Source organism: Aurantimonas sp. A2-1-M11 (genome assembly GCF_036549475.1).
Classification (GTDB): Bacteria; Pseudomonadota; Alphaproteobacteria; order Rhizobiales; family Rhizobiaceae; genus Aurantimonas.
In genome coordinates this window covers 72,117-89,788 of sequence record NZ_JAZHLI010000014.1, presented here as the reverse complement: position 1 = coordinate 89,788, position 17,672 = coordinate 72,117, and the positions used below count along the sequence as shown (strand labels likewise).

The window sequence follows — 17,672 nt, the reverse complement described above, 5'->3', positions numbered from 1 at the left end:
AGCACCGCTCGCATCGCAGGACAGACCGCCTTCGGCGCCATCCGCGACATCGCTGCTACGCTCTTCGCACCCGCTGCTCAGACCCTCTGATGCCAGCCACCTGAGCAGTTACCCAGCGGCGCATTCGATGGATGCCGCCCATCCGACTCAGCCAAGGCGCGCTTCATAGCGGTAGGGCCGAATTTCATCTCGACAGTGGGCATGGGGACGACTCCAGTGGATATGCCATATCCACTGCATATCCAGCACCTGTATCGGATTCCAGCCTGAAAGGCCCCGCTCCGGGCCACGAGCCGCAAGACCGCGGGCTCGCGCAAGGTCGGGAAACCCTAGGCTTTTCAGAGTTTTGAGTGGATTTGAGTGGCTGGGGAACCTGGATTCGAACCAGGACTAACGGAGTCAGAGTCCGTGGGTCTACCGTTAACCTATTCCCCAACGGCCAGCCGAGCGTCGCTCCGGCGTGACGCCCCCCATATACCCATGCGAGGGGCGGCTGTGAACCCTTGCCGGGGAAAAATTCGCGCGCCGCCTGCGGGCCCGGCCACCAAGGCGGTGCCGCAAGGGGCCGGCCCGTCGGCGATGCCCATCGCGGCGGCGACCCTTGCGCCTGCTCCCGGGGTTGGTACACTCGGCCCAACCCAGCAAACTGAGGCGCTGCCCGACAGAGCGCGGCGCCGGAGAGACAGTGTGAGTGACCATGAAATCGGTGGGAGAAAGCGTCCATCGTTGATTCCAGCCGGACGGCCCGGAGCCCCGGCCTATCGTCCGCATGCGGACACCCCTTCGCCCGATGCCGCATCGGGCACGGGACGCATGGCGTCGTCTCAGCGGCCGGCAGGTGCCAGCGCCGATGCCGCAGGACCCGGGCGTAACGTCCCGCGCGACGACAATCCGGGCGCGGAGAACCCGCGCAGCCAGGAGGGCGGCACGTCGGACGCCTTGAACGGGCGGACTGCGCCCGCAGGCCATGACCGCCAAGGCGCCGACGAGGGAGATGGCTGGTCCAACAGAGTGGATCAACGGCCCGTGCCGTCGCAGGACGCGTCCCGCGACGGGTCCGCGCGGCGGCCTCCTTCCCGTGACAGGGCGGCGACGGGCGAGCCTACGGACCGGACGAAGAACCACAAACCTGACATCGGGTCGGCGCCGACCGCGCGCGCCGATGCGCCCGAGCCCGTCGACGGCGCGCCGCTGACCAAGCGCAAGCGACGCCGGCGGCGCAAATCCGCGAAGAACGCGGCTGCCTCCGCCGAACCGGCAGTCCGCAGCGCAGCGCCCGAGCAGGAAAGCGCCCAAGCCCCTGCCGGCGACAACGCGCGCCCGCGCGGCGCCAGGAAGCAGCGCCGCCGGCGCTCGCGCCGCTTCGCCGCAGCCGGCGAACAGGCCGCGCCGGTCGTGGCGGAGTCCGGGTCGTCCCAGCTGCGCGCGGACGCCGCCTCCCCGCCAGCGGCGGCCGATCGCCAGGCCCATGCCAGCCCGTCCGCAGACGCGCCCGCACCGGTGCGTCGTGCGCCGGTCTATGCCGCCCTTGATCTCGGCACCAACAATTGCCGGCTGCTGATCGCCATCCCGACGCGGCCGGGGCAATTCCGGGTCATCGACGCCTTCTCGCGCATCGTGCGCCTCGGCGAAGGTCTCAGTCGCACCGGCAGCCTGTCGCGCGGTGCCATGGACCGGGCGATCGCCGCGCTGTCGATCTGCGCCCAGAAGCTGTCGGCCCGCGACGTCGTGCGCTGCCGCCTGATCGCCACGGAGGCCTGCCGGGCCGCGGCCAACGGCGCCGAATTCATCGAGGAAGTGGCGCGCGAGACCGGGCTGGAACTGGAAATCGTCACCCGCGAGACCGAGGCGCGGCTGGCCGTGTCCGGATGCGGGTCGCTGATCGAGCGCTCGGCCCGCGGGGCGGTGCTGTTCGACATCGGCGGCGGCTCGTCGGAGATCGCCCTGCTCGACCTGCGCGGCCGCGACACCCGCCGCCTGTCCAAGCAGATCGTCGCCTGGACCTCGCTGCCGGTCGGCGTGGTGACGCTGGCCGAGCGCCATGGCGGCCGCGACGTGACGCCCGAGATCTTCGAGACGATGATTTCGGAGACCGTGGAGATGATCCACGGCTTTGCCGGCCGCGACAAGCTCGGCTCGCTGGTCGGCACCGATCGCTTCCATCTCCTGGGCACCTCCGGCACGGTCACCACCCTGGCCGGCGTGCATCTGAAGCTCGAGCGCTACGACCGGCGCCAGGTCGACGGGCTCTGGCTGACCGATCTGGAGGCCGACGAGCTGGTCGCGCGCATCGCCGGCTGGAGCTTCGAGGAGCGCATCGCCAACCCTTGCATCGGCAGCGATCGCGCCGATCTGGTACTGGCGGGCTGCGCGATCCTGCAGGCGATCCGCAGGGTCTGGCCGGCCCCAACCCTTCGGGTGGCCGACCGCGGCCTGCGCGAGGGCCTTCTGATGGAAATGATGGTCGCTGACGGCGTCTGGCGCCGCAGGGATACGACAAGGAACAACGCGACATGACCGGCGGACGCAGCGACAGTCGAGGCATGACCGTCAGGGTCAAGAAGAAGCGCGGGCTCAAGGTTTCGTCCCGGCGCTGGCTCGAGCGCCAGCTCAACGATCCCTATGTCCGGCGCGCCAAGGCCGATGGCTACCGTTCGCGCGCGGCCTACAAGCTGATCGAGATGGACGACCGCTACAAGCTGCTCAAGCCCGGCCACCGGATCGTCGACCTGGGCGCGGCGCCGGGCGGCTGGTGCCAGGTGGCGGTGGAGCGCACGGGATCGTCGGCAGAGGACGTGCGCGTCGTCGGCATCGACTATCTGACCGTCGAGCCGGTCCCCGGCGCGACCATCCTGCTCATGGACTTTCTCGACGATGCGGCGCCCGACAAGCTGATGGAGACCCTGGGCGACGCGCCGGACATCGTCCTGTCAGACCTGGCCGCGCCCACCACCGGCCATCGCCCGACCGACCATATCCGCACCATGCATCTCTGCGACGTCGCGGCGGACTTCGCCATCCGCACCCTGAAGCCGGGCGGGCATTTCCTCGCCAAGACCTTCCAGGGCGGAACCGAGCGCGAACTCCTGACGCTGCTCAAGCGGCATTTCGTCAGCGTCCACCACGTCAAGCCGCCCGCCTCGCGCGAAGGATCGGTCGAACTCTACATCCTCGCCAAGAGCTTCAAGGGCAAGCGGGCCGAGATCGAGGAGCTGGCCGACGCGGCCGAGGATCCCCGGATCCACGACCAGGCCGACGAGGACGCCGGCCCGCTCGGCTGAGGCGGGGCGCGCAGGCGGTTCCCGTCCGCCCGAAGCGTTGGGATCCCCCGCGCCCCTACTCCGCCGGGACGCGGCGCCCGGAGACCTCGCCGCCCGCCGCCCGCGTCATCGGCACGAAGGCGACGGCGGCCGACACCGTGACGAGCCCGACGACGAGGAAGGCCGCGGAAAAGTCGGCCGGGCTGGCGGCGTCGCGGCCGGACACCACCATGCCGATTTCCAGGACAGCCCCTGCCAGCGCCACGCCGGTCGCGATCGCCACCTGCTGCAACGCCCCCATCATCGCCGTCGCGTCGCCGGTCGCCTGACGCGGCACGTCGGCGAAGGCCAGCGCGTTGATCGAGGTGAAGAACAGCGAGCGGAAGAAGCCGCCGACGAGCAGCACCATCAGGAGCACCGCGATCGGCGCGTCGGGACGATAGAAGCCGAGCGCCGCCGTCAGCAATCCGCCGACGATCGTCGTCACGATCAGGGTGGTGCGGAACCCGAAGCGCTTGAGGATCGGCTTGGCCAGGAGTTTCATCCCCATGGCGCCGCCGATGGCGACACAGGTGACCAGACCGGACTGCAGCGGCGTGTAGCCGAAGCCGAGCTGCAGCATCAGCGGCAACAGGAACGGCACCGCGCCCGAGCCGATGCGAAACAGCGTGCCACCGGTGACCGCCGCGCGCAGCGTCGGAATCCGCAACAACTCCAGGCGCAGCACCGGCTGCTCGACGCGGCGGGCATGGCGCACGAACAGCCCCGCGGAGACCGCGCCGGCGAGCGCCATGCCGACGCCGACCGCCGGCGGCAGGGCCGGCAGCGAGACCACAGAGAAGCCGAAGACGATACCGGCGCAGGCAAAGCCCGAAAGGGCGAAGCCCGGCCAGTCGAAATGCACGCCGGCGACCCGGTCGACCTTCGGCAGGTAGCGCGTCGCCAGAAGGATGCCGGCGATCCCGATCGGCAGGTTGATCAGGAAGATCCAGCGCCAGTCCGCGTAGGTGGCGATGGCGCCGCCGACGGGCGGTCCGATCAGGGGGCCGATCAGGGCCGGAATGGTGAACCAGGCCATGGCGCTGACCAGGTCGGATTTCGGCACCGCCCGCACCAGGAGAAGCCGCCCCACCGGCGTCATCATCGCGCCGCCCATGCCCTGGACGAAGCGGGCGACGACGAAACCGCCGAGCGAATCCGCCATGGCGCAGGCCAGCGAGCCGACGACGAAGACAGCGATGGCGAGCCGGAAGACGAGCTTGGGCCCCCAATGGTCGGCGATCCGCCCGGAAATCGGGATGAACACCCCCAGCGCCACGTAATAGCTCGTCAAGGCGAGCTTCAGCGCGATCGGGCTCGTGCCGATGTCGGCGGCGATCGCCGGAAGCGAGGTGGCGATCACCGTGGAGTCCATGTTCTCCATGAACAGTGCGACGGCGAGCACGACCGGAACGATGCGGTTCAACTGTTGACCCCGGATGTGCGGTAAGGCGGGCTGGGTAATCCGCCCAGGAGATAGGGCAGGATCGGCGGAAATGGGAGGTCGCGGCCGGATCCATCTTCAACAAGCCGTGCACAAGGTTGCCTGTCGGGGTACAGATGCCAGTTGCTCTCGCGCACGAAACATCACCCCGATCTTCCACAGCAATACGAGGTATTCATGAGCAACGAGACCGACGGACGATCCACCTTCAGCCGCCGCACCGCGCTGCAACTGGCCGCCGCCGGTGGCGCGGCGGTGACCGGCCTCCTGCAGGGCCGCTCGGCCTCCGCCCAGGACACGTCGACGGCCGCCGAGGCCGCGAGCGAACGGGCCCGGATGCCCTCGCCCGGCTGGCACCGGGTGGAAATCGGCGATGCCCGCATCACCACGATCCTGGACGGGATGCGCCCCGGCGAAGGCCCCTACCCGACCTTCGGTGCGGACCAGAGCCAGGAAGCGATGGCCGAGCTGATGCGCGCGAACTATCTGCCGGAAAACCAGTTCGTGAACGGCTTCACGCCGGTGCTCGTCGAGCTCGACGACAATCTGGTCCTGTTCGACACCGGCTTCGGCGAATCCGGCAGGGAAAACGGCTTCGGCAAGCTGGTCGAGCGGATGGCCGAGGCCGGCTACAGTCCGGACGACGTGACCATCGTGGTGCTGACCCACTTCCACGGCGACCACATCCAGGGACTGATGACCGGCGGCGAGCCGACTTTCGGCAATGCCCGCTACGTGGCGGGGCAGACGGAGTTCGACTGGTGGACGTCGCAGGAGGCCATGAACGGCGACCGCGCCGGCAATGCCAGGCTGGTCGAACAGATGGTCGTGCCGCTGAAGGACAAGATGAGCTTCGTGGCAGAGGGTGACGAAGTCGTGTCCGGCATTACCGCGATGGAGGCCTTCGGCCACTCGCCCGGCCACATGATCTTCGAGGTTGCTTCGGGCGGGCAGCGGCTTTGGCTGACCGCCGATACCGCCAATCACTTCGTCGCCTCGCTGCAGAAGCCGGAGTGGGAAGTGCGGTTCGACATGGACAAGGCTGCGGCCGCCGCGACCCGCAGGCGTGTCTTCGACCGCGTCGCCGAGGAGCGCATCCCCTTCATCGGCTATCACATGCCCTTCCCGGCGATCGGCTATGCCGAGAAGCTCGAAGGCGGCGGCTACCGGTTCATTCCGGAGACCTATCAGCTGGATGTCGAAGCCGACGCCTGATCGGCGCCGCGTTCAGGTACATGGAGCGGGGCCGTCATCGGCCCTGCCCTCCCGACGAAGGGCTCGTCCAACGACAGGCGACACGTCCGCGGAGACCGCGATCAGCGCGAGATGCTGGCCGGCGCACCATTCCACGGCGGCCTCGCGGCAACTGCCGTAGCTCTCGCACGTCGCCGCAATCGCCTCTGCCCCCAACGCGGCAATCATGAGGATGCCGGTCCTAGCGCCCTGAACCGTCTGTCGGCGATGTACACGCGATACCGACTCTCACCCGACCACCCGGAGACCTTCCAGAGGTCGCCGAATGCGTCAAGCGACCGCGACGGGACGACAAGGGCGCGCGCTTTCCAATGTCATGTTGGCATGCTAGCAGCCCTTGCCAATCCTTCTCCCGCCGACTCGCGCTCCTGCCGGCGGACGCATCGTTCAAGAGGACTGGCATGGCCCGCATCATCGAGACCGCAACCGGCATCACAGCGCTGACCTTCGACGACGTGCTGCTGCAGCCGGGGCATTCGGAAGTCATGCCGGGCCAGGTCGACGTGCGCACCGCGATCACCCGCACGCTGAAGCTCAACATACCGATCCTGTCGGCGGCGATGGACACCGTTACCGAGGCGCGTCTCGCCATCGCCATGGCGCAGGCCGGCGGCATCGGCGTCATCCACCGCAATCTGACGCCGGTCGAGCAGGCCGAGGAAGTACGGCAGGTCAAGAAGTTCGAGAGCGGCATGGTCGTCAATCCGGTGACGATCGGACCGGACGCGACGCTCGGCGACGCCCGCGCGCTGATGAACCTGCACCATATCTCCGGCATCCCGGTCGTCGAGAATGGCGGCTCCGGCGGCCAGAATCGCGGCCGGCTCGTCGGCATCCTGACGAATCGCGACGTGCGCTTTGCCTCCGACGACCGTCAGCCGATCCACGAGCTGATGACCAAGGACCGGCTGATCACCGTCCGCGACAATGTCGACCAGGACGAAGCCAAGCGTCTCCTGCACCACCACCGCATCGAGAAGCTGGTGGTCGTCGACGACAACCAGCATTGCATCGGGCTGATCACCGTCAAGGACATCGAGAAGACCCAGCTCAATCCGAGCGCATCCAAGGACGCTCACGGCCGGTTGCTCGCGGCAGCCGCCACCAGCGTCGGCGACGACGGTTTCGAACGCGCCGAGCGGCTGATCGACGCCGGCATCGACCTCCTCGTCATCGACACGGCGCACGGCCATTCCCAGAAGGTGCTGGACGCCGTCGCGCGGGTGAAGCGCATGTCGAACCAGGTGCAGATCCTTGCCGGCAACGTGGCGACCCCCGACGGCACCAAGGCGCTGATCGACGCGGGCGCCGACGGCGTCAAGGTCGGCATCGGGCCGGGCTCCATCTGCACCACCCGCATCGTGGCGGGCGTCGGCATGCCGCAGCTCTCGGCGATCATGGGTGCGGCGGAAGAGGCCGACAAGGCCGGCATCCCGGTCATCGCCGATGGCGGCATCAAGTTCTCCGGTGACCTCGCTAAGGCTCTGGCGGCCGGCGCATCGGCGGCGATGATCGGCTCGCTGCTGGCGGGAACCGACGAGAGCCCCGGCGAGATCTATCTGCATCAGGGCCGGTCGTACAAAGCCTATCGCGGCATGGGCTCGGTCGGCGCGATGGCGCGCGGCTCCGCCGACCGCTACTTCCAGGCGGAAGTCCGCGATACGCTGAAGCTGGTGCCGGAAGGCATCGAAGGTCAGGTGGCCTACAAGGGCCAGGTGGCAGCGGTGCTGCACCAGCTCACCGGCGGCCTGCGGGCGGCGATGGGCTATGTCGGTTCGGCGACCCTGGAAGATTTCCGCCGCGAAGCGACCTTCGTGCGCATCTCCAATGCGGGCCTGCGCGAAAGCCACGCCCATGACGTGACGATCACCCGCGAGAGCCCGAACTATCCGGGCCAGCTCGTCTAGGCAGTCAGAGCGCATCCGTCTCCGGCGGGACCGCCTGACCGCAAGGTCAGACGCTGGCGGCGTGCCCGGTCTGCGTCGAAGACGGCGCGGCGTTGGAGTTGGCGATCGCTTTCGGCCATGTGCGCGCATGGGACATGTGACCGTCGGCATAGGTGATCAGGCAGTCGCCCGGCCGCGGAATCGCGCGCATGAAGAAGCCTTCGCGGACCGGGATGGTGCGCGGCCCGGCTGCGTCGCGCACCGTGATCTCGCGGCTGGCAATGTCGACCTGCAGGATTTCGGTCACATCGACGTCCCGAGCCCAGTGCCGTGCGCGCCTTGCCCGGGAATCCAGCGTCTGAACAGGCATCTCTCCCTCCTCCGTCGGAAAAGTTGACGGAGGAGGAACGAGAGAATTTTCCTGCCGGTTCCGCCGGCGGCCCAGCCAGATTTCCTCGACGGCTAAGGACGACCGAAGTTGCAAACGGGCCTTGGCGGCCATGGCTCCGAAGTTCGTCAGGCGGCGGCCAGCGCCCGTGTCCCGGCCTCGCGGATGGCCGTGATGTTGGCGCGATAGGCCTCGGGCGTGCCGCCCTTGAACACCGCCGATCCGGCGACGAGCACGTCCGCGCCGGCCTCCACCACCAGCGGGGCGGTATCCGGCGTCACGCCGCCGTCGATCTCGATGTGGATGTCCCGGTCGCCGATCATCGCCTTGACCCGCCGGACCTTCTCCACCACCGACGGAATGAAGGCCTGGCCACCGAAGCCCGGATTGACGGTCATCAGCAGCACCAGGTCGAGGCGGTCGAGCACATAGGCGATCACGTCCTCCGGCGTGGAGGGATTGAGCGAGACGCCGGCCTTCTTGCCGAGATTGCGGATCGCCTGGAGCGAGCGGTCGAGATGCCGCGTCGCCTCGGCATGGACCGTGATAATGTCGCAGCCCGCCTCGGCGAAGGCCTCCAGATACGCATCGCAGGGCTCGATCATCAGGTGGCAGTCGAAGATCTTCCGCGAGGCGCCGCGCACTGCCTTGATGACCGGCGGGCCGAAGGTGATGTTCGGCACGAAATGCCCGTCCATCACGTCGAGATGGATCCAGTCGGCCCCGGCCTGGTCGACGGCCGCGACCTCCTCGCCGAGGCGCGCGAAATCGGCCGAGAGGATCGACGGGGCGATGATGACGGGCTTGGCCATTCTGGGTCTCCTGCCTGTTCAGTCCGGCGCCGAGGCCAGCTCCGGGTTGGCGCCGGCAAACACGCGGCTGGCGGCGATGTCCGACGCTTCGATGCGCGAAAGCGCCTCCGCGTTCAAGGGCCCGCCGTCCTGTTCGAACAGCCGGTTGGCCTGGCGCAGCCGCGCCCGGTCGAGGGCGTTGCGGATCGAGCGGGCATTGGCGAAATGCGGCTGCGTCCGCCGCCGCTCGATGTAGCGGGCGAGGACAGACCTAGCCTCGTCGGCCAGGTGATAGTTCTGGCGCTCCAGCATGCCCATCGAGATCTGCAGCAATTCGGAGTCGGAGTAGTCGGGAAAGTCGATGTGGTGGGCGATGCGCGACCGGAAGCCCGGATTGGACTCGAAGAACTTGTCCATCCGGTCGGCATAGCCGGCCAGGATCACGACCAGATCGTCGCGCTGGTTCTCCATCACCTGCAGCAGGATCTCGATCGCCTCCTGCCCGTAGTCGCGCTCGTTCTCCGGACGATAGAGATAATAGGCCTCGTCGATGAACAGCACGCCGCCCATCGCCTTCTTCAGGATGTCGCGGGTCTTCGGCGCGGTATGGCCGATATACTGGCCGACCAGGTCGTCGCGGGTCACCGAGACCAGATGGCCCTTGCGGATATAGCCAAGGCGATGGAGGAGGTTCGCCATCTTCATGGCCACCGTGGTCTTGCCGGTGCCGGGATTGCCGGTGAAGCTCATGTGCAGCGTCGGCGTGTCGTGGGCGAGGCCCAGGCGCTTGCGGGCCCGCTCGACCAGGAGCAGCGCCGCCGTCTCCCGGATGCGCTTCTTGACCGGCGCCAGGCCCACCAGTTCGCGGTCGAGTTCGTCCAGCACGTCCGCCACGCCGGCATCGCGATATTCCTGCCGCAGGTCGATGGCGGTGGGCGTCTCTTCGCTCTGGGTGGCGTCTGCCGTCGGGTCTGCGTCCACTGTCTTGCTCCTCTGATCAACGCGAGGTGAACCCTCTCTAGGCGCGAGCGCCATTCTTCTCCCCTTGGAGAAAACGTGGCCGGCGCGAAGAGGCGGCCGGATGAGGGGTCTCCTTTGTTGCCTGCAGGCCCTCACCCGTCTGCTCGCTCACGCTCGTATCCACCCTCTCCCCGACGGGGAGAGGAATGGCATCTAGTCCGCGTAGCGCTCGCCTTCCGGCTTGTCGGTGGCGTAGGATTCCGTCGTGTAGCGGATGGTCCGGCCCTCGGTTTCCGAGCGCCGTAGCCGGAAGCCGGGCTCATGGGCCGGGCGATTGACGATGAAGGACAGCTTCACCGACTCCCATCCATGGGTGGAATCGAAGGCCGACATGCGGATGTAGCGGTCGCCATAGACCTTGCGGCACTCGGCGAACTCCATCATCACCCCGGCCGCGTCGGCGATATCGAACATCGGGTGTCCCCACATCTCCCAATAGGTGTTGCGCGGATGCGGGTCGTCCGTGTGTTCCAGATTCACCGCCCAGCCATTGTCCAGGCAATACTGGATCTGCGCGGTGATCTGCTCGTCGGTGAGATCGGGCAGGAACGAGAATGCCCCTTGGGTGATACGCATCGCAAATCTTCCTCTTCGGGTTTCGGCGCGCGGTGCCTCGCGGGTTGGGTCGGCCGGTTGGTGGAACGGGAGGACGGGGCGTGGGAGGCTCGCCCCGTCCATTCGCGGCATCAGTTCAGGCCGAAGCCGTCGCCGTCACCGCGTAGTCGGGGGAATCGGTCGAGGTGTAGTTGAAGGTCACGTCCTTCCACGTCTCGAGCGCCTGCTGCAGCGGCGTGCAGCTCCGTGCCGCCTGCTGCAGGATCTCCGGTCCCTCATTGACGATGTCCCGGCCCTCGTTGCGGGCCAGCACCATGCATTCCAGCGCCACCCGGTTGGCCGTCGCACCAGCGGCGATGCCCATGGGATGGCCGATCGTGCCGCCGCCGAACTGCAGGACGGTGTCCTCGCCCAGGAGGTCGAGCAGCTGGTGCATCTGGCCGGCATGGATGCCGCCGGAGGCCACCGGCATCATCTTGTTGAGCGAGGCCCAGGGTTGGTCGAAGAAGATGCCGTTTTCGAGCTTCTGGTGGGTGAACTCGTCGCGGCAGATGTCGTAATAGCCCTTGGTCGTCGCCGGATCGCCTTCCAGCTTGCCGACGACCGTGCCGGCATGGATGTGGTCGACGCCGGCAAGCCGCGCCCATTTGGCGATGACCCGGAACGACACGCCGTGGGTCTTCTGGCGCGTATAGGTCGAATGGCCGGCGCGGTGCAGGTGCAGGATCATGTTGTTGCGCCGCGCCCATTTGGCCATGGACTGCATCGCGGTCCAGCCGATGACGAGGTCGATCATGACGATGGTCGAGCCCAGGTCCTTGGCGAACTCGGCGCGCTCGTACATGTCCTCCATGGTCGCGGCGGTGACGTTGAGATAGGTGCCCTTGATCTCGCCGGTGGCAGCCTGCGCCTTGTTCACCGCCTCCATGCAGTAGAGAAAGCGCTCGCGCCAATCCATAAAGGGCTGCGAGTTGATGTTCTCGTCGTCCTTGGTGAAGTCGAGCCCGCCCTTCAGCGCCTCGTAGACGACGCGACCGTAATTGCGGCCGGAGAGCCCCAGCTTGGGCTTCACGGTGGCGCCGAGCAGCGGCCGGCCGAACTTGTCGAGGCGTTCGCGCTCCACGACGATGCCCGTCGCCGGCCCCTGGAACGTCTTCACATAGGCGGTCGGCAGCCGCATGTCCTCGAGCCGCAGGCCCTTGAGCGGCTTGAAGCCGAAAACGTTGCCGATGATCGAGGCCGTCAGGTTGGCGATCGAGCCGTTCTCGAACAGGTCGAGATCGTAGGCGATATAGGCGAAATACTGGTCGTCCGTGTTGGGCACCGGGTCGACCCGGTAGGCCTTGGCCCGGTACTTCTCGGCCGCCGTCAGCCGGTCGGTCCAGACCACGGTCCAGGTGGCGGTCGAGGATTCGCCGGCCACCGCCGCCGCCGCCTCGATCGGATCGACGCCATCCTGCGGCGTGATCCGGAAACAGGCGATGATGTCGGTGTCCTTCGGCTCGTAATCGGGCTCCCAATAGCCCATCTTGCGGTATTCCATGACGCCGGACTTGTAGCGGTCCTTGCCCTTGATGGTCTGAGAAACCTGATTCATTGCGTCCTCCTTCGTTGATCCCGGTTGCGTCCCCGTTTCCGGCAGATTCCGGACAAGCGTCTCCGTTCGGCGCGAGGGGGGTTCGCGCCGCCCATTCAGGCTAGGCTGTCAGTTTCGGTCCGCCGGCCGGCCGATCGAACGATCGGCCGGGTTCGTCTTGCGCTAGGCGGCGGCGGCGTGCGCTTCGATGCGCGGGTCGAGTTCGCCGCTGGCGTAGCGGGCGGCCATGTCGTCAAGCGACAGGACGCGGATTCGGGAGGCCTGGCCGGCACAGCCGAAGCGCTCGTAGCGGTCGAGGCAGAGGGTCATCAGGGCCTCCATCGCCGGAACCATGAACTTGCGCGGATCGAACTCTTCCGGCTTCTCCATGGCCACCTTGCGGAACTGGCCGGTCATCGCCATCCGGCAGTCGGTGTCGATATTGACCTTGCGAACCCCATGCCGGATGCCGCGGACGATCTCGTCCACCGGCACGCCATAGGTCTCGCGCATCTTCCCGCCATACTTGTTGATGATCGCCTGCAGCTCCTCGGGAACCGAAGACGAGCCGTGCATGACGAGATGCGTGTTCGGCAGCTTGGCATGGATCTCCTCGATGACGCTCATGGCGAGGATGTCGCCATCGGGCTTGCGGGTGAACTTGTAGGCGCCGTGGGAGGTACCCATGGCGATCGCCAGGGCGTCCACATGGGTGCGGCGCACGAAGTCCACCGCCTGGTCCGGATCGGTCAGCAGCTGGTCTTCCGAGAGCTTGCCCTCGAAGCCGTGGCCGTCCTCCTTTTCGCCCTCGCCGCTTTCCAGCGAGCCGAGCACGCCGAGTTCGCCCTCCACCGAGGCGCCGACCCAGTGGGCCATGCGGGTCACCCGCTCGGTGATCGCGACGTTGTAGTCGTAGGAGGCCGGCGTCTTCATGTCGGCCTCGAGCGAGCCGTCCATCATCACCGAGGTAAAGCCGTGGCGGATGGCCGTCAGGCAGGTCTGCTCGTCATTGCCATGGTCCTGATGGATGCAGACCGGGATCTGCGGAAACATCTCCACCAGCGCCTCCATCATCTTTTCCAGCATGATGTCCCGGGCGTACGACCGCGCGCCCCGCGAGGCCTGCATGATGACCGGCGCGTCACTCTTGGCGGCCGCCTCCATGATCGCAAGGCCCTGTTCCATGTTGTTGATGTTGAACGCCGGCACGCCGTAGCCGTTCTCCGCGGCGTGATCGAGAAGCTGTCGCAGGGTGATCTTGGCCATATTCGCTTTCCCGTTCGATGGTTTTCCCCGCGGCGCAACGCCTCCCGCGCCTTGCCTGGGGTTGCGAAGCGGCCGGATGGCCGCCGCGCAGATTCGATGGACTAGACGTTACGCAGTCAGTTCCTTGGCAGCGGCGACGACAGCGTCCGCGGTGATGCCGAAATGCCTGTACAGCTCCGGCGCGGGCGCCGAGGCGCCGAAGCCGGTCATGCCGATGAATCGGCCCTTCTCGCCGATCCAGCGATCCCAGCCGAGCCGCACGGCCGCCTCGATGGCGATCCGCGGCGCGGTGCCGAGGACGCTTTGCCGATAAGCCTCGTCCTGCGTCTCGAACAGCTCCCAGCAGGGCATCGAGACGACGGCGACCTTCTTGCCTTCGGTCTCGAGCTGCCGGGCGGCGTCCATGGCGATCGAGACTTCCGTGCCGGTCGACAGGATCGTCACGTCGCGCGTACTGTCCGCTTCCTTGAGGACGTAGGCGCCCTTGCGGGACCGGTTCTCGGTGGTGTCGCCGGTCCGCACCGTCGGCACGCCCTGGCGCGACAGCGCCAGCACGGACGGATGCTTCTTCTCGGTCAGCGCGATCTCCCAGGCCTCGTTGGTCTCGACCGCATCGGCCGGACGGAACAGGAGGAGGTTCGGTGTCGCCCGCAGCATCGCCAGGTGCTCGACCGGCTGGTGCGTCGGGCCGTCCTCGCCGAGGCCGATCGAATCGTGGGTCATGACGTAGACGACGCGGGTTTCCATCAGCGCCGACAGGCGGATCGCGCCGCGGGCATAGTCGGTGAAGCACATGAAGGTGCCGCCATACGGGATGAAGCCGCCATGCAGCGCCATGCCGTTCATCACCGCCGCCATGCCGTGCTCGCGGACGCCGTAATGGATGTAGCGGCCGGAATAGTCGCCGGGCGTGATGTCCTTCAGCCCCTTGGTCTTGGTGTTATTCGAAGGCGTCAGGTCGGCCGATCCGCCGATCGTCACCTCGGTAGCGCCGTTGATCACCTCAAGCGCCATCTCGGACGCCTTGCGGGTCGCGACAGCCGGCTGGTCGGTGACGACCTTGGCGCGGGCCTCGGCCATCAGCATCGCGAGGTTGTCCGGCAAGGTGGTCGCATACTGCTTCTCGAACTCGGCCTTCTTCGGGGAAGCGTCGCGGGCCTTCTCCCAGGCCTCGCGGGCCTTGCGGCCCTCGGCCGCCACGGCATGCCAGGCCCTGGTGATCGGCTCCGGAATGACGAAGGGCTCGGACGTCCAGACCATGTGCTTGCGAGCCGCGGCGACCTCGTCGGCGCCGAGCGCGTTGCCATGCACCTTGTCGGTGCCCTGCAGGTTCGGGGCGCCATAGCCGATGATGGTCTTGCAGGCGACGAAGGCCGGCTTGTCGCTCTGGCGGGCGGCGGCGATCACCGTCTCCAGCGCTTCCGGATCGTGGCCGTCGACCTCGTAGACGTTCCACCCACTGGCTAGGAAGCGCTGCTTCTGGTCGGTGGAGGTCGACAGCTTGGTGTCACCGTCGATGGTGATGTTGTTGTCGTCCCAGAGCAGGATGAGCTTGTTGAGCTTCAGATGACCGGCGAGATCGATCGCCTCGTGGCTGATGCCCTCCATCAGGCAGCCGTCGCCAACAATCGCATAGGTATAGTGGTCGACGAGGTCGTCGCCGAAACGCTGGTTCAGCATCCGCTCGGCGAGTGCCATGCCGACCGCCATGGTCATGCCCTGGCCGAGCGGGCCGGTGGTCGCCTCGATGCCGGCGGCATGGCCGTATTCGGGATGGCCCGCGGTGCGGCTGCCGAATTTGCGGAAGTTCTCGACTTCCTCGATCGTCATTTCCGGAAAGCCGAGGAGATGCATGATCGAGTATTGCAGCATCGAGCCGTGACCGTTCGACAGGATGAAGCGGTCGCGATTGGGCCATTCGGGCCGCGAGGGATCGACTCGCAGGAACGACTTGAACAGCACCGTCGCGACGTCGGCCATGCCCATCGGCATGCCGGGATGGCCGGAATTGGCCTTCTGGACAGCGTCCATCGAAAGCGCCCGGATGGCGTTGGCCATGTCGCGTGGCTTGAGGTCGGTCGTTTCGGGCGCGGGCTGGGCGGCGGTCTGGGACATGAAATCTTCCTTCCGAATTGATCGCGCTACGAAGCGCGGCGCTTTTTTTCCATCAGTTGCAGTATCAACGGGGTCAATATCAGCTGCATGGCGATGTCGAGCTTGTTGCCCGGTGCCACGATGGAATTTGCGCGAGACATGAAGCTGCCGTGTATCATCGACAGCAGATAGGGGAAATCGATCCCCCTCGGGTTGGCAAAGCGGATCACGATCATCGACTCGTCGGCTGTCGGGATCCAGCGGGCAATGAACGGGTCGGATGTATCGACGATTGGCACCCGTTGAAAGTTGATATCCGTCCGCGCGAATTGCGGGCAGATGTATTTCACGTAGTCCGGCATGCGGCGCAGGATGACGTCCATCACGGCATCCGTCGAATAGCCCCGACTGGCCTTGTCCCGGTGGATCTTCTGGATCCACTCCAGATTGATGACCGGCACGACGCCGATCTTCAGGTCGGCGAGCGGCGCCAGATCGACGGTTTCGGTCTTCACGCAGCCATGCAGGCCTTCGTAGAACAGCAGGTCGGAATTCTCCCCGAGCGTGCTCCACTCGGAGAAGGTGCCGGGCGCGCTGCCGTAGATCTTGGCCTCGGCATCGTCGTGGATGTAGTGCCGGGTCTGTCCGCGTCCCTTGCGGCCGAATTCCGAGAACACCTCCTGCAGCGTCTCCAGGATGTTGGCCTCGGGGCTGAAATGGGAGAAGTTGCGGTTTCCGGTCCGCTCCTCCTCGGCCATCTTGTCCTTCATCGCCTGGCGATCGTAGCGGTGGAACGCGTCGCCCTCGATGAAGGCCGCGTTGACATGCTCGCGGCGGAAGATCTGGTCGAAGATGTTCTTGACCGATGTCGTGCCGGCCCCTGACGAGCCGGTGATCGCGATGATCGGGTGCTTGGTCGACATGCGGTTTCCTCCCCTGCCCGGCACGCTCCCTCGCGCCGGGCGACTGCGGTCTCTTAAGTCCTGAACAGGCTGCGCTTGCCGAACAGCGGCGAGCGGTCGCTGAGTGCCGACGGATCGGCGACGTATCGTCCGACGCGCTCCACCTCCCGTTTCGAGCCGAACACCAACGGCGTGCGGGCATGCAGGTCGGCCGGCACGATGTCGAGAATGCGGTTCGACCCGTCGGTGGCGGCGCCGCCGGCCTGCTCGACGCAGAAGGCAACCGGATTGGCCTCGTACACCAGGCGCAGGCGGCCCTCGGTGTAGCCTTTCCGGCCATCGCCCAGATACAGGAAGATGCCGCCGCGCACGAAGATGCGGTAGCAGTCCGCCACCATGGAGGCGATCCAGCGCATGTTGAAATTGCGCTCGCGCGGACCTTCCTCGCCGGCCAGGCAATCGTCGATGTAGCTGCGGATCTGCGGGTCCCAATGGCGATAATTCGCGGCGTTGGTGGCGAACTCGCTGGTCTCCTCGGGAATCGCCACCGAGCCGATATGCTCGACGAAGCCGCCGAAGCTCGGCGAGAACAGGAAGACCCGGGTTCCCTTGCCGACCGACAGGACCAGAAGGAGCTGCGGCCCGTAGATGAAGAAGCCGGCGGCCACCTGCCGGCTGCCCGGCTGCAGCAGCGCGCTCGTGGGATCGGCCCTGTGCTCGTCGCCGACCGGCAGCAGCGAGAAGATCGTGCCGATGGAGACGTTGGTATCGATGTTGGACGAGCCGTCCAGCGGGTCGATCGCCAGCGCCAGCGACGCAGCCGGATCGAGCACCACCGCGGCGTCCTGCTCTTCCGAGCCGTAGACGGCGACGGCCGAGGCCTTGGCGGCGTCGAGGAACATCTGGTCGGCGAGAATGTCGAGGGGCTTCTGCACGTCACCGCCGGCATTGGTATCGCCGCCGCCGGACCTGGCCTCGACGCCGCCCCCGACGATCGTGTTGCGAAGCTTGACCGAGGCCGCGCACAGCTGGCGAATGGTCTCGGCCACCTCCCGGCCGATCGGATCGGACCCGCATTCGGATCCCAGATGTGCGTCGAGAGACGATGACATGCATTCCTCCTGAGTGGCGTCGAGCTCTTCGGCTCCGTCCACTCGTCTATGGGTGGATGTTGGATTTCGCGAGCGCATAAGTAAA

Annotated in this window: 14 protein-coding genes and 1 tRNA gene; 4 read left to right on the top strand and 11 right to left on the bottom strand. The window is 66.9% G+C overall.

Annotated features, from left to right (window positions below):
* Positions 1 to 361: 361 nt before the first annotated feature.
* A tRNA-Gln gene (locus tag VQ042_RS09045) sits at positions 362 to 435 on the bottom strand.
* Positions 436 to 813: 378 nt separating this feature from the next.
* Here VQ042_RS09045 and VQ042_RS09040 point away from each other — a divergent pair.
* Positions 814 to 2,517 (top strand): Ppx/GppA phosphatase family protein, encoded by a 1,704-nt coding sequence (locus VQ042_RS09040; RefSeq protein ID WP_331818360.1) that lies wholly within the window; start codon positions 814 to 816, stop codon positions 2,515 to 2,517.
* The gene (locus VQ042_RS09035; RefSeq protein ID WP_331818358.1) at positions 2,514 to 3,281 is read left to right on the top strand and encodes an RlmE family RNA methyltransferase; all 768 of its coding nucleotides are present in this window, start codon (positions 2,514 to 2,516) and stop codon (positions 3,279 to 3,281) included. Before VQ042_RS09040 ends, VQ042_RS09035 begins: the two co-directional genes overlap by 4 nt.
* A 55-nt stretch (positions 3,282 to 3,336) precedes the next feature.
* On the opposite strand, the gene VQ042_RS09030 is transcribed toward VQ042_RS09035, so the two are convergent.
* Entirely contained in the window at positions 3,337 to 4,725 is a 1,389-nt protein-coding gene (locus tag VQ042_RS09030) for an MFS transporter (RefSeq protein ID WP_331818356.1), read from the bottom strand.
* Between the two features lie 195 nt (positions 4,726 to 4,920).
* Here VQ042_RS09030 and VQ042_RS09025 point away from each other — a divergent pair, with 195 nt between their 5' ends.
* Positions 4,921 to 5,958 (top strand): MBL fold metallo-hydrolase, encoded by a 1,038-nt coding sequence (locus tag VQ042_RS09025; RefSeq protein WP_331818354.1) that lies wholly within the window; start codon positions 4,921 to 4,923, stop codon positions 5,956 to 5,958.
* A gap of 440 nt (positions 5,959 to 6,398) precedes the next feature.
* Positions 6,399 to 7,904 (top strand): IMP dehydrogenase, encoded by a 1,506-nt coding sequence (gene guaB, locus VQ042_RS09020; protein WP_331818352.1) that lies wholly within the window; start codon positions 6,399 to 6,401, stop codon positions 7,902 to 7,904.
* A gap of 46 nt (positions 7,905 to 7,950) precedes the next feature.
* Here guaB and VQ042_RS09015 read toward each other — a convergent pair whose 3' ends face one another.
* The 9 genes from VQ042_RS09015 to VQ042_RS08975 all read right to left on the bottom strand — a co-directional run bounded on the left by VQ042_RS09015 (position 7,951) and on the right by VQ042_RS08975 (position 17,587).
* Positions 7,951 to 8,253, bottom strand: coding sequence for a hypothetical protein (locus VQ042_RS09015; protein ID WP_331818350.1), 303 nt, complete (start codon positions 8,251 to 8,253; stop codon positions 7,951 to 7,953).
* Positions 8,254 to 8,399: 146 nt separating this feature from the next.
* On the bottom strand, positions 8,400 to 9,083 hold the full coding sequence (gene rpe, locus VQ042_RS09010; protein WP_331818348.1) for a ribulose-phosphate 3-epimerase: 684 nt from the start codon (positions 9,081 to 9,083) through the stop codon (positions 8,400 to 8,402).
* Between the two features lie 18 nt (positions 9,084 to 9,101).
* Entirely contained in the window at positions 9,102 to 10,043 is a 942-nt protein-coding gene (gene cbbX / locus VQ042_RS09005) for a CbbX protein (protein WP_331818346.1), read from the bottom strand.
* A gap of 192 nt (positions 10,044 to 10,235) precedes the next feature.
* Entirely contained in the window at positions 10,236 to 10,658 is a 423-nt protein-coding gene (locus VQ042_RS09000; protein ID WP_331818344.1) for a ribulose bisphosphate carboxylase small subunit, read from the bottom strand.
* 115 nt (positions 10,659 to 10,773) lie between these two features.
* Positions 10,774 to 12,234 carry a form I ribulose bisphosphate carboxylase large subunit gene (locus tag VQ042_RS08995; RefSeq protein WP_331818342.1) on the bottom strand — a complete coding sequence of 487 codons (1,461 nt, stop codon included), beginning with the start codon at positions 12,232 to 12,234 and terminating at the stop codon, positions 10,774 to 10,776.
* A 162-nt stretch (positions 12,235 to 12,396) separates the two neighbouring features.
* Positions 12,397 to 13,479 (bottom strand): class II fructose-bisphosphate aldolase, encoded by a 1,083-nt coding sequence (gene fba / locus VQ042_RS08990; protein WP_331818340.1) that lies wholly within the window; start codon positions 13,477 to 13,479, stop codon positions 12,397 to 12,399.
* A gap of 108 nt (positions 13,480 to 13,587) precedes the next feature.
* Complete coding sequence (gene tkt, locus VQ042_RS08985; RefSeq protein WP_331818338.1) at positions 13,588 to 15,594, bottom strand: transketolase; 2,007 nt, start codon at positions 15,592 to 15,594, stop codon at positions 13,588 to 13,590.
* 26 nt (positions 15,595 to 15,620) lie between these two features.
* Positions 15,621 to 16,496, bottom strand: coding sequence for a phosphoribulokinase (locus VQ042_RS08980; RefSeq protein ID WP_331818336.1), 876 nt, complete (start codon positions 16,494 to 16,496; stop codon positions 15,621 to 15,623).
* Between the two features lie 53 nt (positions 16,497 to 16,549).
* Positions 16,550 to 17,587 (bottom strand): class 1 fructose-bisphosphatase, encoded by a 1,038-nt coding sequence (locus tag VQ042_RS08975; protein WP_331818334.1) that lies wholly within the window; start codon positions 17,585 to 17,587, stop codon positions 16,550 to 16,552.
* Between the last annotated feature and the right edge of the window lie 85 nt (positions 17,588 to 17,672).